General features: G+C 64.9%; 24 protein-coding genes. 14 read left to right on the forward strand and 10 right to left on the reverse strand.

Annotated features, from left to right (window positions below):
* The first annotated feature begins 100 nt into the window (after positions 1-100).
* The 3 genes from E3T29_RS12275 to glpK all read left to right on the forward strand — a co-directional run bounded on the left by E3T29_RS12275 (position 101) and on the right by glpK (position 4,353).
* Positions 101-1,861, forward strand: a complete 1,761-nt coding sequence (locus E3T29_RS12275) for a glycerol-3-phosphate dehydrogenase/oxidase (RefSeq protein WP_134345680.1) — start codon at positions 101-103, stop codon at positions 1,859-1,861.
* A gap of 171 nt (positions 1,862-2,032) precedes the next feature.
* Complete coding sequence (locus E3T29_RS12280; protein WP_134346017.1) at positions 2,033-2,767, forward strand: MIP/aquaporin family protein; 735 nt, start codon at positions 2,033-2,035, stop codon at positions 2,765-2,767.
* Positions 2,768-2,838: 71 nt separating this feature from the next.
* Positions 2,839-4,353, forward strand: a complete 1,515-nt coding sequence (gene glpK, locus E3T29_RS12285) for a glycerol kinase GlpK (protein ID WP_092339028.1) — start codon at positions 2,839-2,841, stop codon at positions 4,351-4,353.
* 158 nt (positions 4,354-4,511) lie between these two features.
* Here glpK and E3T29_RS12290 read toward each other — a convergent pair whose 3' ends face one another.
* From E3T29_RS12290 to E3T29_RS12335, 10 genes are all read right to left on the reverse strand, one after another.
* Positions 4,512-5,276 carry an HAD family hydrolase gene (locus tag E3T29_RS12290; RefSeq protein WP_174776422.1) on the reverse strand — a complete coding sequence of 255 codons (765 nt, stop codon included), beginning with the start codon at positions 5,274-5,276 and terminating at the stop codon, positions 4,512-4,514.
* Positions 5,276-5,881, reverse strand: a complete 606-nt coding sequence (locus E3T29_RS12295; protein ID WP_134345683.1) for a GNAT family N-acetyltransferase — start codon at positions 5,879-5,881, stop codon at positions 5,276-5,278. Before E3T29_RS12295 ends, E3T29_RS12290 begins: the two co-directional genes overlap by 1 nt.
* A complete protein-coding gene (gene trpS, locus E3T29_RS12300; protein ID WP_134345684.1) occupies positions 5,881-6,885 on the reverse strand; it encodes a tryptophan--tRNA ligase in 1,005 nt (334 codons plus the stop codon). The genes E3T29_RS12295 and trpS overlap by 1 nt, the downstream gene beginning before the upstream one ends.
* Positions 6,882-7,739 (reverse strand): exodeoxyribonuclease III, encoded by an 858-nt coding sequence (locus E3T29_RS12305; protein WP_134345685.1) that lies wholly within the window; start codon positions 7,737-7,739, stop codon positions 6,882-6,884. Before E3T29_RS12305 ends, trpS begins: the two co-directional genes overlap by 4 nt.
* Positions 7,740-7,752: 13 nt before the next feature.
* Positions 7,753-8,823: a YihY/virulence factor BrkB family protein gene (locus E3T29_RS12310; RefSeq protein WP_134345686.1), complete on the reverse strand. Its 1,071-nt coding sequence runs from the start codon at positions 8,821-8,823 to the stop codon at positions 7,753-7,755.
* Between the two features lie 71 nt (positions 8,824-8,894).
* On the reverse strand, positions 8,895-9,656 hold the full coding sequence (locus tag E3T29_RS12315) for a succinate dehydrogenase iron-sulfur subunit (RefSeq protein ID WP_092339017.1): 762 nt from the start codon (positions 9,654-9,656) through the stop codon (positions 8,895-8,897).
* The gene (gene sdhA, locus E3T29_RS12320) at positions 9,656-11,464 is read right to left on the reverse strand and encodes a succinate dehydrogenase flavoprotein subunit (protein ID WP_092339015.1); all 1,809 of its coding nucleotides are present in this window, start codon (positions 11,462-11,464) and stop codon (positions 9,656-9,658) included. The genes E3T29_RS12315 and sdhA overlap by 1 nt, the downstream gene beginning before the upstream one ends.
* Before the next feature lie 17 nt (positions 11,465-11,481).
* A complete protein-coding gene (locus E3T29_RS12325; protein WP_092339013.1) occupies positions 11,482-11,934 on the reverse strand; it encodes a succinate dehydrogenase hydrophobic membrane anchor subunit in 453 nt (150 codons plus the stop codon).
* 11 nt (positions 11,935-11,945) lie between these two features.
* Positions 11,946-12,359: a succinate dehydrogenase, cytochrome b556 subunit gene (sdhC, locus tag E3T29_RS12330; protein WP_092339487.1), complete on the reverse strand. Its 414-nt coding sequence runs from the start codon at positions 12,357-12,359 to the stop codon at positions 11,946-11,948.
* Between the two features lie 110 nt (positions 12,360-12,469).
* Positions 12,470-13,642: a glycosyltransferase family 1 protein gene (locus E3T29_RS12335; RefSeq protein WP_134345687.1), complete on the reverse strand. Its 1,173-nt coding sequence runs from the start codon at positions 13,640-13,642 to the stop codon at positions 12,470-12,472.
* A gap of 96 nt (positions 13,643-13,738) precedes the next feature.
* Between E3T29_RS12335 and E3T29_RS12340 the strand changes: the two genes are divergently transcribed.
* The 11 genes from E3T29_RS12340 (at position 13,739) to E3T29_RS12390 (ending at position 26,448) form a co-directional block, all read left to right on the forward strand.
* A complete protein-coding gene (locus tag E3T29_RS12340) occupies positions 13,739-14,860 on the forward strand; it encodes a mannose-1-phosphate guanylyltransferase (RefSeq protein ID WP_134345688.1) in 1,122 nt (373 codons plus the stop codon).
* A gap of 43 nt (positions 14,861-14,903) precedes the next feature.
* Complete coding sequence (locus tag E3T29_RS12345) at positions 14,904-15,965, forward strand: BMP family protein (RefSeq protein WP_134345689.1); 1,062 nt, start codon at positions 14,904-14,906, stop codon at positions 15,963-15,965.
* 142 nt (positions 15,966-16,107) lie between these two features.
* Positions 16,108-17,214 (forward strand): BMP family protein, encoded by a 1,107-nt coding sequence (locus tag E3T29_RS12350; protein ID WP_134345690.1) that lies wholly within the window; start codon positions 16,108-16,110, stop codon positions 17,212-17,214.
* Positions 17,215-17,308: 94 nt separating this feature from the next.
* The gene (locus tag E3T29_RS12355; RefSeq protein ID WP_134345692.1) at positions 17,309-18,829 is read left to right on the forward strand and encodes an ABC transporter ATP-binding protein; all 1,521 of its coding nucleotides are present in this window, start codon (positions 17,309-17,311) and stop codon (positions 18,827-18,829) included.
* Complete coding sequence (locus tag E3T29_RS12360) at positions 18,826-20,118, forward strand: ABC transporter permease (protein WP_370449165.1); 1,293 nt, start codon at positions 18,826-18,828, stop codon at positions 20,116-20,118. Before E3T29_RS12355 ends, E3T29_RS12360 begins: the two co-directional genes overlap by 4 nt.
* Before the next feature lie 5 nt (positions 20,119-20,123).
* On the forward strand, positions 20,124-21,404 hold the full coding sequence (locus tag E3T29_RS12365) for an ABC transporter permease (RefSeq protein WP_370449171.1): 1,281 nt from the start codon (positions 20,124-20,126) through the stop codon (positions 21,402-21,404).
* Positions 21,401-21,826: a cytidine deaminase gene (locus tag E3T29_RS12370; protein ID WP_166789916.1), complete on the forward strand. Its 426-nt coding sequence runs from the start codon at positions 21,401-21,403 to the stop codon at positions 21,824-21,826. The genes E3T29_RS12365 and E3T29_RS12370 overlap by 4 nt, the downstream gene beginning before the upstream one ends.
* Positions 21,823-23,127 carry a thymidine phosphorylase gene (locus E3T29_RS12375; protein ID WP_134345696.1) on the forward strand — a complete coding sequence of 435 codons (1,305 nt, stop codon included), beginning with the start codon at positions 21,823-21,825 and terminating at the stop codon, positions 23,125-23,127. The genes E3T29_RS12370 and E3T29_RS12375 overlap by 4 nt, the downstream gene beginning before the upstream one ends.
* Positions 23,128-23,219: 92 nt before the next feature.
* Positions 23,220-24,131, forward strand: a complete 912-nt coding sequence (locus E3T29_RS12380; protein WP_166792404.1) for a carbohydrate kinase family protein — start codon at positions 23,220-23,222, stop codon at positions 24,129-24,131.
* 65 nt (positions 24,132-24,196) lie between these two features.
* The gene (locus E3T29_RS12385) at positions 24,197-25,183 is read left to right on the forward strand and encodes an aldo/keto reductase (RefSeq protein ID WP_134345700.1); all 987 of its coding nucleotides are present in this window, start codon (positions 24,197-24,199) and stop codon (positions 25,181-25,183) included.
* On the forward strand, positions 25,183-26,448 hold the full coding sequence (locus E3T29_RS12390; protein ID WP_241987817.1) for an MFS transporter: 1,266 nt from the start codon (positions 25,183-25,185) through the stop codon (positions 26,446-26,448). The genes E3T29_RS12385 and E3T29_RS12390 overlap by 1 nt, the downstream gene beginning before the upstream one ends.
* The last annotated feature ends 3 nt before the right edge of the window (positions 26,449-26,451 follow it).

Genomic DNA, 26,451 nt, shown 5'->3' on the forward strand with positions numbered 1-26,451 from the left:
TGCACGTATGTTCAATCCGGTTGAGAAATTATGTGGGACTGTCAGAATGAATCTATTCACATGGCTTGTCGAGTGCAAGCCCGAGACAGAGGTGACAACAATGTCGTTCTTAAACTCACAGACTTCGACCGCGATCTCCGCTCATCCGAACGCCCAGGTGCTCATCATCGGCGCAGGCATCAACGGCATCGCGACCTTCCGCGATCTGGCACTGCAGGGCGTCGACGTGGTCATCGTAGAAAAGAACGACTTCGTCTCCGGCGCCTCGTCGGCCAGCTCGCACATGATCCACGGCGGCGTGCGCTACCTCGAAAACGGTGAGTTTCGCTTGGTGAAGGAGTCGGTGACGGAGCGCAACAGCCTGCTCAAGATCGCGCCGCACTACGTCAAGCCGCTGCAGACGACCATTCCCATCTTCTCCACCTTCTCCGGTGTGATGGCTGCGCCGCTCCGGTTCCTGACCCACAAGCAGGGAGCCAAGCACGTTGAGCGCGGCGCCATGCTCATCAAGCTCGGCATGATGATCTACGACGCCTTCTCCCGCGACGGCGGCACCGTGCCGCGCCACGAGTTCAAGGGCCGTGCCAAGGCGCTCGCCGCCCTGCCGCTGCTGAACCCCGGCCTCAAGTACACCGCCACCTACTATGACGCCGCCATGCACGACCCTGAGCGTCTCGCCCTCGATGTGCTGCGCGACGGCCTCGACGCCGGTCCCCACGCCCGCGCCGCCAACTACGTCGAAGCCGCCGGAATGGATGAGAACGGTGTGCTCCTGCGCAACACCATCACCGGCGATGAATTCCGATTCCAGGCGGATGTCGTCGTCAACACCAGTGGCCCCTGGACCGACCTCACCAACTCTGCCCTCGGCCAGCCGAGCACCTTCATGGGCGGCACCAAAGGGTCCCACGTGGTGCTCGACAACCCGGAGCTGCTCGCGGCAACCGGTGGACGCGAGATCTTCTTCGAGCATGAAGACGGTCGCATCGTGTTGATCTACCCGCTCAAGGGCCGCGTTCTGGTCGGTACCACCGACCTCGAGCACGATATGACCAAGCCGGTTCGGTGCACCGAACCTGAGATCGACTACTTCTTCGACTTGGTCGCGCACGTTTTCCCAACGGTAAAGGTCGATCGTTCGCACATCGTGTTTCGCTTTGCCGGTGTGCGCCCGCTGCCCCGCCACGACGATGAGGCCCCCGGTTTCGTCTCCCGCGACTACCGCATCGAGTCGCGTCCGCTGCCCCGTGCCGGCGCCGCCGACGGCACCCTGCTCAGCCTGGTCGGAGGCAAGTGGACAACGTTCCGTGCCCTGGCCGAAAACCTGAGCACCGACATTCTGAAGCTGCTTGGCCTGCCGCGCACCGTCTCGACCGAGGGCTTGGCCGTCGGTGGCGGGCGCAACTTCCCGGCAACGGATGCCGCCCACCAGGTTTGGGTCACCGCCCACGGCGACGAGGTCGGCACTGACCGCGCCGCAGCCCTGCTCGCCCGGTACGGAACGCGGGCCAGCGAGGTCATCGAGTTCTTGACCGACCCAAGCGGTCCGGCGGATGCCCCGCTCCAGCACAACGCGGCCTACAGCCGGCGTGAGATCGAGTTTCTGGCATCGACCGAGAGCGTCGTGCGCCTGATCGACGTGCTCCTGCGCCGCACCAGCATGGCCTTCGTTGGCGCGGTCACCACCCCGCTGATCAAAGAGCTCGCGCTCGTCGTCGCCCCCGTGCTCGGCTGGGACGCCGAACGCCGGGCCGAAGAAATCGAGCTGGCACGCGGCATCCTGATCGACGCGCACGGGGTCGACCTCGCTGCCGTCAGCGAGGCCGCCGTCTTCGGCGCCTCCCCCCCCGTCCGGGGCTGACGATTGCCGACAATCTGCACGAATGTGCAGGCGAAACCGGCTCACTCCGCCTTGGGCGCCGATACGTTTTAGACACAACGCACGACAGCCGCACTCGACAACTAGGTCGAGCGCGGTGAACAGCAGCACCCCATCTGAAAGGTCAATGTGGACAATCTCGGTGTCGTCTTTATGTCAGAGGTCGTGGGAACGGCCATCCTCGTGCTACTCGGCTGTGGCGTGGTCGCCAACGTCGCCCTCGCCAAGAACAAGGGTTTCGGCGGCGGCTTTCTCATGGTCACCATCGGCTGGGGCCTCGCGGTCTACGCCGGTGTGATCGCCGCCTACAACTCCGGTGCCCACCTGAACCCGGCCGTCACCCTCGGTCTCGTCGCGAGTGGGGCCGACACCTTCGGTTCGGGCGTGCCGGTCAATGTCGTATCGACGCTGACCTATATCGGCGCCCAGATGATCGGTGCCTTCCTCGGCGCCGTCGTGGTGTGGCTCGCCTACAAGCAGCACTTCGACCAGGAGCCGGAAGCCGCCAACAAGCTCGGCGTCTTCTCCACCGGGCCAGCCATCCGCTCCTACGGCTGGAACCTCGTCACCGAGATCATCGGCACCTTCGTGCTCGTCTTCGTCGTCATCGGTTTCGGCCGCAACGGCGACGGCGGCGGCCTGGCAGCCCTCGGCGCCCTGCCGGTGGCCCTGCTCGTGATCGCGATCGGTGCCTCTCTCGGTGGGCCCACCGGTTACGCCATCAACCCCGCCCGTGACCTCGGACCCCGCATCGCGCACTTCCTGCTGCCGATCAAGGGCAAAGGGTCGAGCGACTGGTCCTATTCCTGGGTGCCGGTCGTGGGCCCCATCATCGGTGGCGTCCTTGCCGGCGCCTCGTCGGGAGTGCTGCTACCCATCCTGGGCTAAGCCATTCGACGTATTCTGCAGCATCCGCTTTAAACTTAGAAATTCCACCTGGAACAACAAAGGAGTTACACATGGCCAAGTACGTTCTCGCCATCGACCAGGGAACCACGAGCTCCCGCGCGATCGTGTTCGACAAGGCGGGGTCGATCATTTCGACCGGCCAGCTCGAGCACGAACAGATTCTGCCGCAGGCCGGCTGGGTCGAGCATGACCCGAAGGAAATCTGGGACAACACCCGTGAGGCCATCGGCCAGGCGCTGTCAAAGGCGAACATCACGCGCCACGACATCGAAGCCATCGGCATCACCAACCAGCGCGAGACCGCTGTCGTCTGGGACAAGAACACCGGCGTGCCCGTCTACAACGCCATCGTCTGGCAGGACACGCGAACCCAGCCGATCGTCGATCGTCTCGCAGCGGATGGCGGTGTCGAGCGGTTCAAGGGCAAGGTCGGCCTGCCGCTGGCCACCTACTTCTCCGGCACCAAGATCGTCTGGATCCTCGAAAACGTCGAGGGTGCCCGCGCCAAAGCGGATGCCGGCGACCTCCTGTTCGGCACCACCGACTCCTGGGTCCTCTGGAACCTGACCGGTGGCATCGAGGGCGGCGTGCACGCGACCGACGTCACCAACGCGAGCCGCACCATGTTCATGGACCTCGAAACCCTTCAGTGGGACGACGAGATCCTCGCCATCTTCGACGTGCCGAAGTCGATGCTGCCCGAGATCAAGTCTTCCTCCGAGGTCTACGGCATCGCGAGCGGGCACAGCCTGCTGCGCGAGGTGCCGATCGCCGGCATCCTCGGCGACCAGCAGGCCGCAACCTTCGGCCAGGCCGCCTTCGACCAGGGCGAAGCGAAGAACACCTATGGCACCGGTAACTTTCTGATCTTCAACACCGGCACCGAGATCATCCACTCGAAGAACGGCCTGCTCACCACGGTCGGCTACAAGCTCGGCGACGCCCCCGTGCACTACGCGCTCGAAGGATCGATCGCCGTGACCGGGTCGCTCGTGCAGTGGATGCGCGACCAGCTCGGCATCATTAAGAACGCCTCTGAGATCGAAGACCTCGCCAAGACGGTCAAGGACAACGGCGGAGCCTACTTCGTACCGGCCTTCTCCGGCCTGTTCGCGCCGTACTGGCGGTCCGACGCCCGCGGTGCCCTGGTCGGCCTTACCCGCTACGTCAACAAGGGTCACATCGCACGCGCAGCGCTCGAGGCCATTGCGTACCAGACCCGCGAGGTGCTCGACGCGGTCAACGCCGACTCCGGCGTGCCGCTGACTGAGCTCAAGGTCGACGGCGGCGCCACGGCGAACGACCTGCTCATGCAGTTCCAGGCCGACATCATCGGCGTGCCGGTCGTGCGCCCGGTCGTCGCCGAGACCACCGCCCTCGGTGCCGCGTATGCGGCCGGCCTAGCGGTCGGATTCTGGAGCGGCCTCGACGACCTCCGCGCCAACTGGCAGGAAGACTCCCGTTGGGAGCCCTCCATGGACAAGGACGAGGCCGACCGCCTCCTGCGCAACTGGAAGAAGGCCGTAACGAAGACCCTCGACTGGGTAGACGAAGACGTGCGCTAGCCTTCGCCCGTGTGACCCAAAGCCCGGCCCCGCCAACGCGGAGCCGGGCTTTCGGCCTCTCGCCTCGACGAGCAGCTGGCCATCCGGCCTCCGCTCTGTCTCCCCTTTCCGCCTGGCCCAGCCGCATAACTCCTGCAATTTGCGGCCGCGAATTGGAGTTAGGCCGGGCGCCATTCCACTGACTGCCCGCTGAGCGCACTGGTGAGTTCGGCCAAGGTCTCGATCCGAAGAATACGAAGGCGCGCGGCGGCTATTTTGTCGGCAGGCGTTAGTGGGACAGCGGATGCGGTGGCGCGGTCGAGCCAGACCCCCGTCAGTCCCGCAGCAGCCGCGCCCAGAGCATCCGTGCGGAGCCGGTCCCCGACATACACCGCCTCTGACACGGGCACGCCGAACAGGGCGCAGGCGTGCTCGAAGATGCGCACGTCGGGCTTGGCGACGCCGAGTGCACCCGAGGTGACGACGTGCTCGAACCGGTCGTGCAATCCGACCCGCCAAATTTTCTCGCCCTGAAAGACCGGGTCGCCGTTCGTGATGAGGCCAAAACGCACTCCGGGCAGAAGCTCCACCAGCGCATCGAGGCAGGGGAGGGCGTCGTCGTGCAGCCGCCAACTGGCCCGGTACCTCAGGAAGTAGTCGTCGAACCAGGCGTCAGCCTCGGCGTCAGTCAACGAAACGCGGAATGACGCCGCGAAGTCCTGGGCGCGGGCGCGGCGTTGGCCGGCGAAATCCAGAGTGCCGGCGAGGTAGGAGTGGTAGTGCTCCTCCTCGAGTGCATCCCAGAGCGCGGTGGCCGCCGTCCGGTCGCCGGTAGCGAATTCGCCGCCGATCCGGTCGAGGTGCAGCAGAATGCCCGCTGCAACCGCTCCCCGGTGCTCGAAGAGGGTGTCGTCGAGGTCGAACAGCACAACCCTCGGCATCATCACGAGCCCAGGGCCTCTGCGGGCCAGCCGGGCTGTGGCCCACGGTCGTCTCCGGCGGCGAGGTGGCCCTGCCACGAGTCAGGGTAGCTTCCGTCCCGGTAGGCGGCGACGGATGGCCCCACCCCGGAATATCGAAACCCCGACTTCCACGCCGCTCGGGCTGACGCGACGTTTCCGAGCAGGCACTCCCAGTGCAGAACATCGATGAGTCTGGATGAGAACGCCCAATCGGCGACCAGTCGTTGCGCTTCGGGGATGAGCCCGCGGCCACGGTGCGGGGCGCCCAACCAGAAGCCGATGGACCCCACCCGGTGGACGGAAGCGTCGGCCGCGACGGATTCTCCGGTCAAGCGCAGCGCGATCACGCCCAGAAGCTCCGCCCCGGGCGTATCGCGCAGCGCCCAGGTATATTCCCGATCCGACATCCATCCGGCGGGAACATACTCGTTGAGGAATCCTTCGGCGTGCTCCCGGCAATACGGCCACGGAACGGTCAGAAAACGCTCGAAGATCGGGTCCTGGCAGTACTCGAAGACCCGATCGGCGTCGCCGGACACCGGCTCATCGAGCAATACCAAGGGCGACGACAAAGCGAACGGACGCATCAGCGGCGGGGGAGGAAGCCTACGCGGTCGTAGACGGTCGCGAGGGTCTCGTCCGCGACAGCGTCGGCCCGGGCGGCGTTCGACGCCAGCACCCGGTCGAGCTCGGCCGGATCGCCGAGCAGTTCGGCGACGCGCTCGCGAATCGGGTCGAAGGTGCCCAGAACAACCTCGACCAGCCCCTTCTTGAGATCGCCGTAGCCGCGCCCGGCATACTCGGTTTCGAGCGACTCGATCGTGCGCGAGGCCAGCACGGAGTAGATCGTGAGCAGGTTCGCCACACCCGGCTTGTTCTCGCGGTCGAACACCACGCCGCCATCGGCATCCGTCACCGCGCGCATGATCTTCTTGCGAGTCACACCGGGCTCGTCAAGCAACCAGATGACCCCGGCGTGCGATTCGGCCGACTTGCTCATCTTCGACACGGGGTTCTGCAGGTCGTAGATCTTCGCGGTTTCCTTCACGATCGCCACCTCGGGAATCGTGAAGGTGTCGCCGAAGCGCGAGTTGAAGCGCAGCGCGAGGTCTCGGGTGAGCTCGACGTGCTGTCGCTGGTCTTCCCCGACCGGCACCACCTCGGTCTGGTACAGCAGAATGTCCGCGGCCATCAGCGTCGGGTAGGCGAACAGGCCCACGGTGGTCGCGTCGGCTCCGTGCCGCGCGGACTTGTCCTTGAACTGCGTCATGCGGCTGGCCTCACCGAACCCGGTGATGGTGTTCAGAACCCAGGCCAGCTGGGCATGCGCGGCGACGTGCGACTGCACGTACAGCGTCGACGCCGACGGGTCGATGCCGGCCGCAATATATTGCGCCGCAGTGCCGCGGGTGTTCTCCCGCAGCTTTGAAGGCTCCTGCGCCACGGTGATGGCGTGCAGGTCGACGATGGAGAAGAACGCGTCGTGCGTCTGCTGCAGCGACTTCCAGTTGAGCAGCGCGCCAATGTAGTTGCCGATCTGCAGGGACTCGGCGGAGGGCTGCATGCCCGAATACAGGCGGGGTTTGGTCATGAGTTCAGCGCTCCAGAAAGGTCATAGTCAACAACGACGGGGGAGTGGTCGCTCCAGCGCTGGTCGTACGCCGCGGCCCGATCGACCGCGTAGGAACCAACGGATGCCGCCAACAGCGGGCTGGCCAGATGGTAGTCCAGCCGCCACCCGGTGTCATTGTCGAAAGCCTGGCCGCGCTGGGACCACCAGGTGTACGGTCCCTCGACCTCGCCGGCCCATTTGCGCCCGATATCGACCCAGCCGAGTCCGGCACCCGCGTTGTACAGGGGGTCGCCTTCCGCTCCGAGGATACGGTCGAAATACTCCCGCTCTTCCGGCAGGAAGCCGGCGTGCTTCTTGTTTCCGCGCCAGTTCTTGATATCCAGCGTGCGGTGCCCCACGTTCAGGTCGCCGAGTACGAGCGCGAGCGGGCTGTGCGCGGTGAGCTCAGGCAGCCGGGCGAGCATGGCGTCCAGAAACTTGTACTTCTCGACCTGCTTGGGGGTGTCGGTCTCGCCGGAGTGCACGTAGGTGCTCACGACGGTGACGACCTGCCCGTTGACCTCGTAGTCGGCTTCGAGCCAGCGGCCGGCGCTGTCGAATTCTTCGGTGCCGAGAGCTACCCGGTGAATGGATGCCCCGGCGCGGCTCGCCAAGGCGACCCCGGCCCGCCCCTTCGCGGTGGCGGCATCGTGCAGAATGTTCCAGTGCGGCCCGAGCAGTCCCTCGAGGTCCTCGGTGGAGGCACGCACTTCCTGAATCGCGAGAATGTCAACGTCTCGGGCATTCAGCCAGTCGCCCATCCCCTTGCGGTACGCGGCTCGTACCCCGTTCGTGTTGATGCTGGCAATACGAAGGGGTTTGGCAGAAGACATGGGTCAAGTCTAGTTAGGGCACCGGAGCCTCATCGGCCAGGGCGTATTCTGCTACCCGTGCCTCGGCGGCGGTGAGCCGACGCCGGGCGCTCCACCGGGCGTACCAGGGCGACGCATCGAGGTCTGCCCGCGCGGCGGTCAGCTCGAACTGCGCGGTCAGCCGCAGGGCGTCCTGCATCTGCTGCTGCTGGTTGTCGGCGGCCTCGTCAGCGTTGAGGGTGTGTGGGGGGATGCCGGCGTCAACCATGCCCACGGCGATCCACGCGGCGGCGATCAGGGTGACGGTACTCACCAGATTGAACCAGATGAGCAGACCGATGATCACGGCGAAGGTCGCGAGCAACGGATTGTTGCTGGCGCCCCCGAGCAGGGTGCCGCCGAGAATTTTCAGCGCGCCGAGGCCAGCGCCGCCGAGCAGGGCGCCGGCCAACAGTCGCCGAGGTGGAATGCGCACGCGGGACAGCACCCGGAACAGACCGGCCAGGGTGATCGTGTCGATCACGAGCACGACGACCAGTCCGATCACCCGCGCCGATGCCTCGTAGTAGAAGGAGTCCTGGGGAAGATGGAACAGCGCGAACAGGCCGCCGAGCAGCGCCGTGCTGGCCAGGGAAACGGCCGCCGATACGACCAGGGCAAGCCCGAACAGCAGGCCAAGGCCAAGCTCGCGCAGCTTGACCAGCAGAAAGAACGTGGTCTGCGGCGGCATCCCGAACACGGTGCGCACGGCCTGGGCGGTAGTGGAGAGCCAGCTCAGTGCGGTGATCAGCAAGCCGCCGAGGGCGATCGCACCGGTCCAGGTGAAAACCTTTCCCGTGGCGAGCAGGCTCGGATCGATGACACCGTAGGTGCCGATCAGGCCGGGGACCGATTGGTTGATCAGCGCGTACACCGCATTCAGCAGGCCCTGGTTTTCGGTGAGCACCAGACCGGCGACGGAGAACCCCACCCAGATCGCGGCGAAGATGGCAAAGATAGCCTGGTACGACATGCCGGCCGCGAGCACGCCTCCGCCCACCTGGGCGAAGTGTGCGTACACCCGCACGGGGCGCCAGGCCTGGATGCGCGCCAGAAGCTCTTTCACTGGTTCAGCCTAACCGGATGCACGAACACCCCCGTCGAATCGACGGGGGTGTCAGTCATGCAATCGAGCAGTTACGCCTTGCCTCGCATGATGGCCTGCTTGACCTCGGCGATGGCCTGGGTCACCTGGATGCCGCGGGGGCAGGCATCCGTGCAGTTGAAGGTCGTGCGGCAACGCCACACGCCCTCTTTGTCGTTGAGAATGTCGAGGCGCACTTGGGCGCCATCGTCGCGCGAATCGAAGATAAAACGGTGCGCGTTGACGATGGCGGCCGGGCCGAAGTACTGGCCGTCGGTCCAGAATACCGGGCAGCTCGACGTGCATGCCGCGCAGAGAATACATTTTGTGGTGTCGTCGAAGCGCGCGCGCTGGGCGACCGTCTGGATGCGCTCCTTGCCCTTTTCCGGCTTGACGCTGTTCATCATGAACGGCTGTATTGCCTTGAAGGAGGCGAAGAACGGCTCCATGTCAACGATGAGGTCCTTCTCCAGCGGCAAGCCCTTGATGGCCTCCACATAAATGGGCTTCGTAACGTCGAGGTCCTTCATGAGCGTCTTGCAGGCAAGACGGTTGCGGCCGTTGATGCGCATGGCATCCGAGCCGCAGATGCCGTGAGCGCAGGAGCGACGGAAGGTCAGCGAGCCGTCCTGCTCCCACTTGATCTTGTGCAGCGCGTCGAGCACGCGGTCGGTCGGGTAGAGCTGCACGTCGAAATCCTGCCAGTGCGGCTCGTCGTCGACCTCCGGGTTGAAGCGACGAATAATGAGCGTGACCGTGAAGGATTTGATCTCTTCGGGCACGACGGGCTTGTTATCGATTGTGGCGGTACTCACTAGTACTTCCTCTCCATCGGCTGGTAGCGGGTGATGACAACCGGTTTCCAGTCAAGCTTGATGTGGTCGGCGGCATCGGCCGACATGGCGTCACCCTTGAGGTACGCCATGGTGTGCTTGAGGTAGTTCTCGTCATCACGAACGAGGTAGTCCTCGCGCTGGTGGCCGCCGCGGCTTTCCTTGCGGTTGCGGGCGGAGTAGACGACGACCTCGGCGAGGTCGAGCAAAAAGCCCAGTTCGACGGCTTCGAGCAGGTCGGTGTTGAATCGACGACCCTTGTCCTGCACGCCGATGTTCTTGTAGCGCTGACGCAACAGGTGGATGGTCTCTGTGACCTCGGCGAGGGACTCATCGGTGCGGAACACCTGAGCCTTCTTGTCCATTTCTTCCTGCAGAATCTTGCGCAGCACGGCGATGCGTTCGGTTCCGGTCGACGAGCGGATGCCTTCCAGCAGCTCGCGCACCTCCTTGGCCGGGTCTTCCGGCAGCGGAACGAACTCGGCCGTCTTGACGTACTCAACGGCGTTGTTGCCGGCGCGCTTGCCGAACACGTTGATGTCGAGCAGCGAGTTGGTGCCGAGACGGTTCGAGCCGTGCACCGAGACGCAGGCGCACTCACCGGCGGCGTACAGCCCGGGAACGACGACCTCATTGTTGCGCCAGACTTCGGCCTTCACGTTGGTCGGGATGCCGCCCATCGCGTAGTGCGCGGTCGGCATGACCGGAACCGGCTCGGTGACCGGGTCGACGCCGAGGTAGGTGCGCGCGAACTCGGTGATGTCGGGCAGCTTGGTCTCGAGCAGTTCCTTACCGAGGTGGGTGCAGTCCAGGTACAGGTAGTCCTTGTCGGGCCCGGCGCCGCGACCCTCCGCGACCTCCTTGAGCATGCAGCGCGAGACGATGTCACGCGGGGCGAGGTCCTTGATGGTCGGTGCGTAACGTTCCATGAAACGCTCACCTGAAGCGTTCCGAAGAATTGCTCCCTCGCCGCGAGCTCCCTCGGTCAAGAGGATGCCCAATCCGGCCAGCCCGGTCGGGTGGAACTGGAAGAACTCCATGTCCTCGAGCGGCAGACCCTTGCGCCAGACGATGCCGACGCCGTCACCCGTGAGGGTGTGGGCGTTGGAGGTGGTCTTGTAGATCTTGCCGAAACCACCGGTGGCGAAGATGAACGCCTTGCCCTGGAACACGTGCAGTTCGCCGCTCGACAGGTCGAGGGCCACCACGGCCGACGGCTGGTCGACACCGTCGACGTTGGTCATGACCAGGTCAAGTACGTAGTACTCGTTGAAGAAGTTGATGCCGCGCTTGACGCAGTTCTGATAGAGCGTCTGGAGGATCATGTGGCCGGTGCGGTCAGCGGCGTAGCAGGCGCGACGCACCGGGCTCTTACCGTGGTCGCGAGTGTGGCCACCGAAACGGCGCTGGTCGATCTTGCCCTCAGGCGTGCGGTTGAACGGCAGGCCCATGTTCTCAAGGTCGATGACCGCGTCGATGGCTTCCTTGGCCAGGATCTCGGCGGCGTCCTGGTCAACCAGGTAGTCGCCGCCCTTGATCGTGTCGAAGGTGTGCCATTCCCAGTTGTCTTCCTCGACGTTGGCGAGGGCCGCAGCCATCCCGCCCTGCGCCGCACCGGTGTGCGAACGCGTCGGGTAGAGCTTGGAAATGACCGCTGTGCTGGCGTGGGGGCCGGCTTCGATGGCGGCACGCATGCCGGCTCCACCCGCTCCCACAATGACGATGTCGTGCTGGTGGTAGTGCACGCCGTCTACGACGGTGGACTCCGGGGACGCTGTGGAAGAAGTCATATTTGTTAGTGCAGCTCCTAGAGGGACTTACAGAACGAGGCCACGAGGTCGGCGGGCGCACCGGCGGGGCAAGGATCGAAGGTGAACACCACGAGGGTGCCGAGCGTGATCAGCGCGACGACGCTGACCAGAATCGCGACCTTCAGGATGCCGCGGCTGATCCGCGAGGTGGCGTAGTCGTTGACCAGGGTGCGCATGCCGTTGCCGCCGTGAATCAAGGCGAGCCAGAGCATGATGACGTCCCAGACCATCCAGAACGGGTTGGTCAGCTTGCCGGCGACGAACGCGAAGTTCAGGGCGCTGACGCCCTCACCGATCATGAGGTTGACGAACAGGTGGCCGAAGATGAGCACAACCAGCACGACGCCGGAGACGCGCATGTAGATCCAGCCCCACTTTTCCCAGTTGACCCCGCTCTTCTTCGTGCTGCGGGTGTACGGGCTGCGGGGAGCTTCGATTGTTGAAGTCATATTGTCGCCCCCTAGTGGCTGAACACGTTGATGAGGTGGCGCGGCGCGAAGCCCAGCATGGTGACGACCCAGAGGCCGATGACGACGTAGAACAGCACCCGCTGGTACTTGGCGTTCCAGAAGTCGATCAGAATGATGCGCAGACCGTTGAAGGCGTGGAACACGATGGCGCCGACGAGTGCGACCTCACCGAGACCCATGATCGGTGTCTGGTACTGCCCGATAACCGCGTTGTACGCTTCGGGGCTGACCCGCACGAGCGCCGTATCGAGAATATGGACGAGCAGAAAGAAGAAAATTGCTACGCCGGTGATGCGGTGCAATACCCACGACCACATGCCCGTGTTACCCCGATACAGGGTGCCGGCGGGGCGACGTGACGTCGTCTTCTGCTGAGAATCTAGGGTTCCTGCCGTCTGTGGCATGAACAACCCTCCCTGGCTGAATTATGGCTCTTAAATGAGACCGAGAATGCGCTATTAGCACATGTGGTTAGTCTACAAGTGCTCCGCCTTCTCGTGTCAGTTAGGGTGCCCTAACGTTGCATCGAGGGTGGCACGTGAGTGTCGGCGCGCACGGCGAGGCGCTCGTCGATGGCCTGCTCGTAGTAGTCGACCAGCTCGGCGCAGACCGTGGGCCAGGAGCGCCCGAGCACTGCGCGACGCCCGGCTTCGCCCATGCGCGCACGCAGCATGGGGTCGAGTGCGAGCTGGCACACCCAGTGCTTGAGATCACGGTCGTCATTCGGTCGAAACAGATACCCGTTCTCGCCGTGCGCCACCAGATCGATCGGCCCTCCGGCGTGCGGGGCCACCACCGGCAGCCCGGCCGCGTGCGCCTCCTGCAGCGTCTGGCCGAACGTCTCCTCGGTACCGGCGTGCACGAACACGTCAAAGCTCGCGTAGGCGACGGCGAGTTCGCGGCCCGACAGCCGCCCCAGCCAGGTGACCGGCATGCCCGCGAGGGCCCGCCGTATAAAAGGTACGCTCGGTCCGTCTCCGACGAGAGCCAAACGGATGCCCGGCACCCCGCGCAGCGCACGAAGCCGCTCCACCTGCTTCTCCGGGGCCATGCGACCGACGTAGCCCACGATCACATCGCGTTGGCCATCCGTCTTGAGCGCGGGCGCAATCCGTTCCCGGAGCGCGGCGACCGCCGGATCGTTCTTCAGATTGGGGTGAAAACCGGTCAGGTCGACACCGCGGGTCCACATGGCCAGGCGGGGCACGCCGAGGCGCAGCAGGGCGGCCATCGACGACGACGATGGAACGAGGGTGCGGGTGGCACCGTCGTGTACCCACTTCACGAATCGCCAGGCCAGGGCCGTTGCGGGGCCGAGGTGGTTTCGGTGAGCGTAGCCGGCGACATCCGTTTGAAAGATCGCGACCGAGGGGATGTCGAGCCGGTTGGCGGCGCTGATGCCCTGGGCGCCGAGCAGGAACGGCGAGGCGGCGTGCAGCACGTCCGGGCGAAAGTCGGCGAGCAACTTCTGCACCTGCGGGCTGGGCATTCCCACCGGAAATTCGCGATAGTTGACGGCGGAGACGGTGTGCACCGGAAAACCCGCATACTCGGCTGGGGCACCGGAGGGGGCGATGACCATGGCCTCGTGTCCGTTGGCGGCCAGGTGTTCGAGCACCTTGCAGACACTCGTGGTCACCCCGCTCACGGTGGGGAGAAAACTTTCGCTGATGACTGCGATCCGCATGGTTCGAGGTTAAGTCGCGACGATTGCCGCCGGGTGACGGGCGCATGAACAGTGGTGTCAGGCGCTCGCATCGGGGCCGCCCGATAGTCTGATCCAATGATTACGTTCAGTGAGCCCATCGACCGCCTGTACAGCGTGATTCCCGCCGGCGGCATCGGCTCCCGGCTGTGGCCGCTGTCGCGAGCGGATGCCCCCAAATTTCTGCACGACCTCACCGGCTCTGGCCACACCCTGCTGCGCGATACCTGGGATCGCCTCGTTCCGCTCTCGACCGAGCAACGCATCATGGTCGTCACCGGGCGTGCCCACCGTGCCGCCGTCGAGCAGCAGCTGCCCGAACTGGCCGATCCGAACGTCGTTCTCGAAAGCGAACCGCGCGACTCGACCGCCGCGATCGGCCTCGCCGCGGCCATTCTGCAGCTGCGCGAACCCGGCGTGATCATCGGATCGTTCCCGGCCGACCAGGTCATCAAGGGCGACGCCCTCTTCCGCTCGGCGGTGACCGAGGCGGTTGCGGCAGCGGATGCCGGCTACATCGTCACGATCGGCATCCAGCCGACCGAGCCCGCGATCGGCTTTGGCTACATCAAGAGCGCGGCGTCCCTGCCCATCGACGGCGCCCCGACCGCCCTGGCCGTCGACTCCTTCGTCGAGAAGCCGAGCCCCGAGGTCGCTGAGCAATACCTCGCCGACGGCAACTACCTGTGGAACGCCGGCATCTTCATCGCGCGCGCTGACCGCTTGCTGGCCGAGATTGCCTCGGCCGAGCCCGAGCTGCACGCCGGACTGATGAAACTTGCCGAAGCCTGGGACACCCCGGCCCGCGGCGCTGTCGTCGACCAGGTCTGGCCGAGCCTGAAGAAGATCGCCATCGACTATTCGATCGCCGAGCCCGCCGCGGCTGCCGGAAAGCTCGTCGTGATTCCCGGCCAGTTCGACTGGGACGACGTGGGCGACTTCGCCTCGATCGCCAAGCTGCACTCCGGCGGCCGCAAATCCAACCTCGCCATCCTCGGCGAGGGCGCGCGAGTGCTCGCCGACTCGTCGAGCGGCATCGTGGTCAGCCACACCGGTCGCATGATCGCACTGATCGGGGTGGAGGACATCGTCGTGATCGACACTCCCGACGCCCTGCTGGTCACGACCAGCGCGAACGCCCAGAAGGTCAAGGCTGTCGTCGACGCGCTAAAGCTCTCCGGCTCCAGCGATGTGCTGTAGGCCATTCCTGACTAGAATTCCAATTCATGCTTAAGGAGTGTCCATGCGTCGTGTGATTGCTGTTTCTGCCCTCGCGGCATCCGCTCTGCTGCTGGCCGGGTGCGCGCAGGCACCGGCACCCACCACGACAGCGGATGCGACGGCGCCCGACTACTGCGCCCGCATGGTCACGAACTCGGGCGGCCTCGAAGACCGGTCCTTCAACCAGTCCAGCTGGGAAGGCCTGCAGGAAGCGGCGACGACCTACAACATCAATACCGACGCTATCGTTTCGACCTCGGAGACCGATCTGGCGCCCAATGTGAGCCAGGCCGTCGCCACCGGCTGTGATTTCATTCTCACCGTCGGCTACCAACTCGCCGACGCCACGCTGGCCGAAGCCACCGCGAACCCCGAGGTGCACTTTGCAATCGTCGACGAGGTCGTCGATGCCCCCAACGTGAAACCGATCGTCTTCGACACCGCCCAGGCGTCGTTTCTGGCCGGCTATCTGGCCGCTGGCGTGACCAAAACCGGCATTGTGGCAACTTTCGGCGGCGGCAACCAGCCGCCCGTCACCCTGTTCATGGACGGTTTCGTCGACGGCGTCGCCATGTACAACGACAAGCACAAGGCTGCCGTGCAGGTTCTCGGCTGGAACAAAGAGGCCCAGGACGGCAGTTTCACGGGCGACTTCGAAGACGTCAACAAGGGTAAGGCCCTCGCCCAGTCCTTCATCGACCAGGGCGCCGACATCATTCTGCCGGTGGCCGGCCAGGTCGGGCAGGGCGCGGCGGCCGCCGCGATCGAAACCCCGGGCGTCTCGATCATCTGGGTCGACAACGACGGCTATGTGACCCTGCCGGAGCAGTTTCAGTCGGTCGTGCTCACGAGCGTGCTGAAGAACACTTCGGACGCCGTGGTGGAGACCATCGGGGCTGACCTCGACGGCACCTTCGACAACACGGCTTTCGTGGGAACCCTCAAGAACGGGGGCGTCGAGATCTCCAACTTCCACGACCTGGCCGCGCTGGTGACGCCCGAGCTAAGCGACGAACTCGACCAGATCAGGGCCGCGATTATAGCCGGGATCATCAAGGTAGAGGGCCCCAGTTCACCCCAATAAGGGGAGAATCGTTTCGGTAATGTCGCGGCTTGGTAACGACTCGCCCGCGCACGCACAATGCTCATCTGCGCAGCGTCACATTCGGTAACGTGGATCGCACCACGCCCGAGCGATCTCGCTGGGCAGCATCCTGGAGGTCCTCTTGACAATTTCGACCCGTAAGACCGTACTCACCGGTCTTGCAATGTTCGGCTCAGTGGCGATGCTCGCGGCCTGTGCTCAGGCGCCCGCCACCACCGATAACACCAACTCCGCCGCCGCCAGCGACTTCGTTCCCTGCATGGTTTCTGACGCGGGTGGATTCGACGACAAGTCGTTCAACCAGCTCGGTTTCGAAGGACTCAACGAAGCGGCCAAGTCCTTGGGCGTCACGCCGATCACGGTCGAGTCTGCGACCGAGACTGACTACCAGTCGAACGTGCAGAACCTCGTCGACCAGGGCTGCTCTCTCATCGTCACCGTCGGCTTCAACCTCGCCGCCGCAACGGTCGAGTCGGCTCTGGCCAACCCCGAAGTCAACTACGCCATCATCGACGACACCGCCGACCTCGACTTCAACGGTGAGGTAGACGCGCCGAACATCAAGCCGATCGTGTTCGACACCGCCCCCGCCGGCTTCATGGCCGGCTACGCGGCAGCCGGCTACAGCAAGACCGGCGTCGTGGGAACCTATGGCGGACTTCAGATTCCCCCGGTCACCATCTTCATGGATGGTTTCGCTGACGGTGTCACCTACTTCAACGACCAGAACGGTACGTCCGTTAAGACCGTCGGCTGGGACGTCGCCTCGCAGACCGGCTCCTTCACCGGTGGCTTCGCTGCAGGCGTCGACTCGCTCGCCAAGGCCCAGGGCCTCATCGACCAGAACGCCGACGTGCTGCTTCCCGTTGGTGGACCGATCTTCCTGAGCGCGATTGAAGCGATCAAGAGCTCGGGCAAGGACATCGCCATGATCGGTGTCGACGCCGACCTATACGAGACCTACCCGGATGGCGCTGACCTGTTCCTGACCAGCATCCTCAAGGGCATCAAGGTCGGCGTGTCCGACGTCGTCACCGGTGCCGGCACCGGTGCCTTCGATGCCACCGCATTCGTCGGTACCCTGGCCAACGACGGCGTGGGAGTTGCGCCGTTCCACGACTTCGAATCCAAGGTCCCCGCGACCATGACCGACGAGCTGGACGCGATCAAGGCTGGTATCATCGACGGTTCGATCACGGTGGAATCGCCCGCTTCGCCCAAGCAGTAATACGCTGACAGCAATGGGGAGGCCGATTTTTCGGCCTCCCCATTTCATTACCCTCGTGCACTCCCGCCATGCTCGACTCAAGAATTCAGGATGAATGAAGCTCGAACTTCGCGGCATCACCAAGCGCTTTGGTGCGTTGGTCGCCAACAACAACATCTCCCTCACCGTCGAGTCGGGTGAAATTCACGCCCTCCTGGGTGAGAACGGCGCTGGCAAGTCCACCCTGATGAACGTGCTGTACGGCCTGTACATTGCCGAAGAGGGCGAGATTCTGCTCGACGACGTGGTGCAGAAATTCGCCGGTCCCGGCGACGCCATGAACGCGGGAATCGGCATGGTGCACCAGCACTTCATGCTCGTTCCGGTGTTCACCGTCGCCGAGAACGTCGTGCTCGGCCACGAACAGACCACCTTCGGCGGCCGGCTGGATCTCAGTGCGGCCCGCGCCAAGGTTCGCGAGATCTCCGACCGCTTCGGCTTCGATATCGATCCGGACGCCCTGATCGAAGACCTTCCGGTCGGTGTGCAGCAGCGGGTGGAAATCATCAAGGCGCTGTCCCAAGATGCGAAGGTGCTGGTGTTCGACGAACCCACCGCCGTGCTTACCCCGCAAGAGACCGACGAGCTCATGATCATCATGCGCCAGCTCGCCGAGTCCGGCACCTCAATCGTGTTCATCACGCACAAATTGCGGGAGGTGCGCGCCGTCGCCGACCGCATCACCGTCATCCGCTTGGGAACCGTTGTCGGTGAAGCCTCGCCGACCGCGACGAACGCCGAGCTGGCATCACTCATGGTGGGTCGTGCCGTCGAACTGACCGTGCACAAGAACGCGCCGGAGCTGCGCGGTACCGCACTGTCGATAAAGAATCTCACGGTCATCGACGCCCGCAACCAGATCGTCGTCAACAACGTGAGCTTCGACGTGCAGGCCGGTGAGGTGCTCGCCATTGCCGGGGTGCAGGGCAACGGCCAAACCGAACTGACCGAAGCCCTGATCGGGCTGCAGCACCACGTGACCGGGTCGATCGAACTCGACGGAAAACCATTGCGCGGCTACAGCGTGCGGCACATCCTCGATTCCGGCGTTGGGTTCGTTCCCGAGGACCGCACCGAAGACGGCCTCATCGCCGACTTCAGCATCGCCGAGAATCTCATGCTGGACCGCAGCTCCGGGGCGCCGTTCGTGAAGGGCGGAAACCTCCAGCTGGGATTTCGAGCCAAATTCGCCGCCGAGAAGATTCACGAGTTCGATATTCGTTCGCAGGGCAGTGCCATGGAGGCTGGCCGGCTCTCCGGTGGCAACCAACAGAAAGTGGTGCTCGCCCGTGAGCTGAGTCGGGAGCTGCGATTGTTCGTGGCAGCCCAGCCCACCCGCGGGCTCGATGTCGGTTCGATCGAGTTCGTGCACACCCGCATTATCGAAACGCGGGATTCGGGTATTCCCGTGATCGTGGTGTCCACCGAGCTCGACGAGGTCGTCGCGCTCGCAGACCGCATCGCGGTGATGTATCGAGGAGAAATCGTTGGAATCGTTCCTGGCAACACCCCCCGCGCCACGCTGGGCCTTATGATGGCCGGCGAACACGCCCCCGAAACCGAGGCTGCACTGTGAGTGACCTGACGGCACCGGCAGCGCCGGCTCCCGCCGCTCCGGCTGCCGGACCTGGCCGGAAGGACGGGTCTGGGCGCTGGACCCAAAGCCTGCGCGACATCACCGGCGGCAGCACCATGATCTCCATTCTCGCCGTCGTGTTCGCGCTCGTGGTCGGCGCCATTTTGATCGCATTCACCAACGAACGCGTGCAGGAGACGGCCGGGTACTTCTTCTCCCGTCCGGCCGACCTGCTGCAGGCCGTTTGGGACGCCGTCGCGGGCGCGTATTCCGCCCTGTTCCAGGGGTCGATCTATAACTTTCGGGCCCAGAACTTTCTCACCGCGATACGCCCGCTGACCGAAACCCTCACCTTCGCCACGCCGCTGATCGCGGCCGGCCTCGGCGTCGGGCTCGCCTTTCGGGTGGGGATGTTCAACATCGGTGGTCGTGGGCAGATGCTCATCGCCGCCGGGGCCGCTGGCTATGTCGCTTTTGCGGTCGAGCTGCCGGCTGGCATCCACTTGATTGTCGCTATCCTGGCCGGTCTGCTCGGCGGCGCTATCTGGGGCGGAATTGTGGGCCTGCTCAAGGCTCGCACCGGAGCCCACGAGGTGATCGTCACGATCATGCTCAACTTCGTGGCGCTCTACCTCATCCAGTTCTTGCTGCGCACGCCGGGTGCCCTCCAGGCTCCGGGCAGCAATAACCCGAAGACCCCGCCGATGTTGTCCACCGCGGTGTTCCCCGACCTGTTTGGACCCAGGTACAACCTCCACGCCGGTTTTCTCACGGTCATCGCCGCCACAATCTTCGTCTGGTGGCTGCTCAGCCGCTCCAACCTCGGGTTTCAGTTTCGCGCCGTCGGTCAAAACCCCAGCGCGGCCCGGGTAGCAGGCATCAACGTGAAGAACGTCTACCTGTATGCCATGGCCATCTCGGGTGCGCTCGTGGGGCTGGCCGGTATCAACCAGGTGCTCGGTACGGTGACGACTGGTTTCGGCTCCGGTATCGACGCGGGTATCGGTTTCGACGCCATCACGGTGGCACTTTTGGGCCGGTCTAAGCCCTGGGGAATCTTCGCCGCCGGCATTCTCTTCGGTGCTTTCAAAGCCGGAGGGTTTTCCATGCAGGCGGCAGAGGGTGTGCCCATCGATATCGTCGTGGTCGTACAGGCTCTGATCGTGCTGTTCATCGCTGCCCCGCCGCTGGTGCGGGCCATGTTCCACCTTCCGACGCCAGGCACCACGAGAACACCCAAGATCAGCGCCGTCAAGGCAAGCAAGAGCAACGAGGTGGTGGCAAAGTGAGCACGATCGCAGAGAGCACAGCTCCCGTTTCCGCCCCGATCGCGACGACGGCACAAATTCGCAGCTGGAAGATTCCGATCACCTTCGGCGGCTTTGCCGTGCTGTCCCTGATCCTGTTCGTGGTGCTCGGACGAGGCCAGCGCGGCGAGCTCAGCACCTTCCGTCTGTCCGAAGCGCGCGACCTGATTCAGCTGCCCGAGATGGCGCTTCCGACTTTCGCCACCGGGGTGATCATCGCCATCGTGCTCGTGCTGCTGGCCGCGGCGTCGGTCTGGCTGGTCTACCGCCACCGCAAGATTCCGATCGTGCTGACCATTCTGTTCGCCCTGCTGTTTCTGGTCGGCTTTCTGGCCTGGGCTGCATCGGGATCGACCATTCCGGTGCCGGGACTGCTGATCGGAACGGTCACCCTGAGCGCCCCGCTCATCTTCGGTGCCCTCGGCGGTGTGCTGTCCGAGCGCGCCGGCGTCGTGAACGTTGCCATCGAGGCGCAGCTTCTGGCCGGTGCCTTCAGCTCAGCGGTCGTCGCCTCCGCCACGGGCAACCCCTACATCGGCTTGCTCGCCGCGATGGTCGCCGGAGCGCTCGTCTCCATGGTGCTGGCCGCATTCGCGCTCAAGTATCTCGTCGACCAGGTCATCGTCGGCGTCGTGCTCAACGTGCTTGTGATCGGGCTCACCAGCTTTCTCTACTCGCAGGTTCTCGCCCCGAGCGCCAACCTCAACTCACCGGATGTCTTTCCCCGACTCAACATTCCGCTGCTCAGCGAAATCCCCATTATCGGCCCGGTGCTTTTTCGCCAGACCATCATCGTCTACGTCATGTACGTAGCCGTTGCCGTGGTGTATTTTGGCCTGTTTCGCACCAAGTGGGGCCTGCGCGTGCGGGCCGTGGGTGAGCATCCGCAGGCCGCCGACACCGTCGGCATCAACGTCAACCGCACCCGTTTCGTTGCCGTCACCCTCGGCGGCGTCATCTCGGGCTTCGGCGGAGCGTACTTCACCCTCGGCGCTGTCGGCGCGTTCAACAAGGAGATGACAAACGGCATGGGCTTCATCGCCCTCGCCGCGGTGATCTTCGGCCAGTGGCATCCGATCAAGGCCACCCTCGCGGCGCTTCTGTTCGGCTTCGCCACCAACCTGCAAAACGTGCTGGGCATCATTGGCTCGCCGGTACCGAGCGAATTCATGCTCATGCTGCCCTACGTCGTCACGATCTTCGCCGTGGCCGGGTTCGTCGGCCGCTCCCGGGCCCCCGCCGCCGACGGAAAGCCGTACATCAAGTGAGCACGGTGACCGTCGACTGGGCCGCGCTGCGGGAGGTCGCCCTCGCCGCCATGAAGACCGCCTACGTGCCGTACTCCAAGTTTCCGGTGGGCGTCGCGGCGTTGGTCGATGACGGACGAGTGATCAGCGGATGCAACGTGGAGAACGCCTCCTACGGCCTCACCCTCTGCGCCGAGTGCGGTCTGGTTTCCGCGCTGCACCGGAGCGGCGGCGGCCACCTCGTGGCCTTCACCTGCGTCGACGGCAACGGTGGCATTCTCATGCCGTGCGGTCGCTGCCGGCAGCTTCTGTATGAACACTCCGCGCCGGGCATGCTGCTCGAAACCGTCTCCGGCGTGAAGACCATCGACGAGGTGCTGCCGGATGCCTTCGGGCCACGCCAGCTCGCCGAGTATCACGCTGTAAAGGAACACACGGAATGACCACCATCGAAGCGTTTGACGCCGTCGACCTCATCCACACCAAGCGCGACCGCGGCGAACTCAGCGAAGCGCAGATCAACTGGCTGATCGACGCCTACACGCGTGGTTACGTCGGCGACGAGCAGATGGCCGCCATGACCATGGCCATATTTCTGAACGGCATGAGCCGTAACGAGATTCGGGCGCTGACCATGGCGATGCTCGCGAGCGGCGAACGCATGAGCTTCGACGGGCTCGGCAAGCCGACCACCGACAAGCACTCCACCGGCGGTGTCGGCGACAAGATCACCCTGCCGTTGATGCCGCTCGTCGCGGTGTTCGGCGCGGCCGTGCCGCAGCTCTCGGGTCGTGGCCTCGGCCACACGGGCGGCACGCTGGACAAACTCGAATCGATTCCGGGCTGGCGCGCCAACCTCAGCAACGCCGAGATGCTTAAACAGTTGCAGGAGATCGGCGGCGTGGTCTGCGCGGCCGGCAGCGGTCTGGCTCCGGCCGACGGCAAGCTCTACGCCCTGCGCGACATCACCGGAACGGTCGAGGCGATTCCGCTGATCGCGTCGTCGATCATGTCGAAGAAGATTGCCGAGGGCACTCAGGCCCTCGTGCTCGACGTGAAGTTCGGCTCCGGTGCTTTTCTGAAAGATATCGAGCGCTCACGCGAGCTCGCCCGCACCATGGTGGAACTCGGCGAGGATGCCGGGGTGGCGACATCCGCCCTGCTGACCAACATGAACGTGCCGCTCGGTTTTGCCATCGGCAATGCCAATGAGGTGCGCGAATCGGTCGAGGTGCTCGCCGGTGGCGGGCCGAAAGATGTGGTCGAACTCACCGTGGCCCTGGCCGAGGAGATGCTCTCGCTCGCTGGAATCACCGGCGTCGACGTGGGTGCCGCCCTGCACGATGGTCGGGCTATGGACAAATGGCGCGCCGTGATTCGCGCGCAGGGCGGCGACCCGGATGCCGCGTTGCCGGTCGCCCGCGAAACCCACGTCGTACTCGCTGAGCGGAGCGGCGTGCTGGTGGAACAGCAGGCGCTGCCGTTCGGGATCGGTGCCTGGCGGCTCGGCGCTGGCCGGGCGCGCAAGCAGGATCCGGTGCAGCACGCCGCCGGAATCGACCTGCACGCCAAGCCCGGCGACACCGTGGTCAAGGGGCAGCCCCTGTTCACGCTCAGCGCCGACGAGCCAGCACGGTTCGCCCGTGCGCTCGAGGCCGTCGCGGGTGCCTGGCGCATCGGCGACCCGGGGGAGCCCGTGCAGGATGGCGGTCCGCTGATCGCGGAGCGCATCGGGGGCCACTAGGCTCAGAGAATGTTCGGTCATTCGGGGGTATGTGCGGCTTGGCCAGGCCGACCACTATGAATTCCGGTCGGCACTAATTCAAAGGGGATATCTTGAGCGATGGTGGACGCCCACGGGTTGTGGTGTTCGGCGACGTGATCGACGACATCGTCGTTCGACCGCATCGGGAGCCGCTTGTCGACACCGATACGCAGTCATCGATTCGTCAGGTTCCGGGCGGTGCGGCGGCCAACGTGTCGGCCTGGCTCGGAAGCACCGGGGTGGCTGTGGACTTCATCGGCCGGGTCGGTGCCATCGACTGTGACTACCATGCCGCCTTTCTCGCTGATTTTGGTGTGCGGGCTCACCTCACTCCCGACGCGACCCGTCCTACGGGCACGATCATCGTCATTGTCGATGAGAACGAGGGCCGCACCGTGCTGATCGAACGCGGGGCCAACCGGGTTCTGACTCCGAACGACGTGCCCGATTCCCTGCTCGACGGTGCTGCGGCGCTGTATTTCACCGGGTATACGGTGTTCTCCGGCCAGCACGACCCGGAGGGGACGGTTGATTCCTTCCAACACCTCCTGGGGCGATGCCGCGAGCGTGGGGTGCCCGTCGTCGTGGACCCGGGTTCGGGCGGTCAACTGGCGGATTTCGGGGTGGCGCATTTCTTGCGGGCGGTGGCGGGGGCATCCGTTCTGTTGCCCAACCTTCCCGAGGGGCGTGCCCTCACCGGGCTGGAGGATCCGTTCGACGTTGCGACGTGTCTCGCTGAGAGTTTTGGGCTGGTCGCACTCACCATGGGGGCCGAGGGCGCGGTCGTCGCAGTCGACGGACAGCCTCCGGTGATGGTTCCAGCCGCAGGCGGTGACCGGACCGACGCGTCCGGGGCCGGCGATGCCTTCGGTGCCGGTTTCGTCGCAGCGTGGCTCGAGGGTGCGTCGATGACGTCAGCAGCGGATGCCGGTAGTCGTCTCGCCGCCCGCGCCATCGCGATCGTCGGCGGTCGCCCGGTCTGAGCGTCTTCCCCGCCACACCAGAAATTCTTGCGGCGCTGAAACCGCCCCCTACCTAAGCTGGAGCTATGCACAAACGCACCCTCGGACGAACCGGCCGCACTGTTTCCGTGATCGGCCTCGGAACCTGGCAGCTTGGCGCCGACTGGGGTGCCGTGTCTGACGCTGACGCGACCGCTGTGCTGGCGGCATCCGCTGATGCCGGAATCACCTTTTTTGACACAGCGGATGTCTACGGTGACGGCCGCAGCGAACGCCTGATCGGGCATTTTCTCGCGCACGACGCCCCGGGCGCTGAAATCACCGTAGCGACCAAGATGGGGCGGCGGGCCGAGCAGCTGCCCGAGAATTTCGTGCTTGCCAATTTTCGGGCCTGGACCGACCGCTCGCGCATGAACCTCGGCACGGACACCCTCGACCTCGTACAACTGCACTGCCCGCCGAGCGCGGTCTTCGACTCGGGCGAGGTCTACGACGCGCTCGACACCCTCGTCGACGAGGGCGTCATCAGCAACTACGGCGTGAGCGTGGAGACCTGCGCCCAGGCCATCGCCGCGATCAGCCACCCCGGCGTCGCCACCGTGCAGATCATCCTGAACGCGTTTCGACTGAAGCCGCTCGATGAGGTGCTGCCCGCCGCGCGGGAGGCCGGGGTCGGCATTATCGCGCGGGTGCCGCTGGCCAGCGGACTGCTAACCGGCAAATACTCCCGCGAGACGGTGTTCGCCGAGAGCGACCACCGCAACTTCAACCGTGACGGCAGCCACTTCGACGTTGGCGAGACCTTCTCCGGCGTCGACTTCGAGGTAGGCCTGCAGGCCGCGACTGAATTCGCCGCTCTGGCCCCGGCCGGCCTCACTCCCGCGCAGGCTGCGCTGGCCTGGGTTGCTCAGATCGACGGCGTGAGCGCCGTCATTCCCGGCGCTCGCTCGGTCGCGCAGGCGCAGGGCAATGCCACGGCGGGCGTTGCCGAACCACTTGACCTCGCCTTTAACGAGGGCGTGCAGGATATCTACGATCGGCTCCTGCGGGAGCAGATTCACCCCCGCTGGTGATGCGGCGTCGCCTGTCGGGCGGCCTCGGGCCGGCCTTCAACAACCTGTTCACGGCGAGCCTCGCGAGCAATCTCGGTGACGGTATCGCGCGCACCGCGCTGCCCCTGCTCGCGGCGCGGCTCACCGACGACCCCCTGCTGATCGCCGGTATCGCGGCCATGGCGATGCTGCCGTGGCTGCTCTGCGCCATCCCGGCCGGTATCCTGGTCGACCGCATCGACCGTCGCATCGCCCTCGCACTCGCCAACACCGTGCGCATGATCCTCGCCGTCGCCCTGTGTGTGCTCACCGCAACGGATGCCCTCACCATCGTCTGGCTGTACGCCCTTATTTTCATCTATGGTGCGTTCGAGACCGTGTACGACGGGGCGACCCGCGCGGTCGTTCCGAGCATCATCGGCCGCGCCGACCTGCCCCGCGCCAATTCCCGCATCGAGGCCGGCGAGCTCGTGGTGCAGAATTTTCTGGCCGGGCCGCTCACCAGCCTGCTGTTCGCCGTTTCGGTGCTGATCCCGCTCGGTGCGAACGCGGTAGCTTTTCTGGTCGCCGCAGCGCTCGCGCTGTTCCTGCCGAAGATCGCGTCGGGACGGCAGCACGCTCTGATCGGCGACCAGACGGAAGCCGCCTGGTATCGCCAGTTCGTCGACGGCTACCGTTTCATCGTGAAGAGCCGCATGCTGGTCACGCTCTGGCTGCTGAGCACTACCGTCGGACTCGCGTTCTCCTTCGCCACGGCCAGCTTCGTGCTGTTCGTGCTCGGACCGCTCGCGGTACCGGAGGCTTGGTTCGGAGTCTTCATGCTGAGCGGCGCGATCGGCGGCATCGTTGGATCGGTTTTTACGGCACCGCTCAAGAACCGCCTGAATGCCGGGCCGACCATGGCGATCATGCTGGTCTTGAGCGGCCTGGCGTTCCTGATTGTTGGCCTCTGGCCCAACCTGTGGGTGACCGTGATCTTTTTCGCGGTGAGCAGCGGCGCGGTGACAGTCTGGAACATTCTGGTGATGTCCCTGCGGCAGAGCATCATTCCGGGGCATCTGCTCGGGCGAGTGCACGGCACCTGGCGCACCCTGCTCTGGGGAGCGACACCGATCGGGAGCGTGCTCGGCGGTCTGGTCGGGCGCATCGATCTTGCCCTGCCCTTCATCATTGGCGGCGTGGTCGCGACGGTGCTCGGCATCGTGTTCTACCGGTTCATCAGCACCCTGCCGAACGCCGAAGACGTGCCAGACCCGCTCGGGCCGGACGCCCTCGTTCCCCTATAGGGC

Source organism: Cryobacterium sp. TMT1-66-1, assembly GCF_004403435.1.
Lineage (GTDB): Bacteria > Actinomycetota > Actinomycetes > Actinomycetales > Microbacteriaceae > Cryobacterium > Cryobacterium flavum.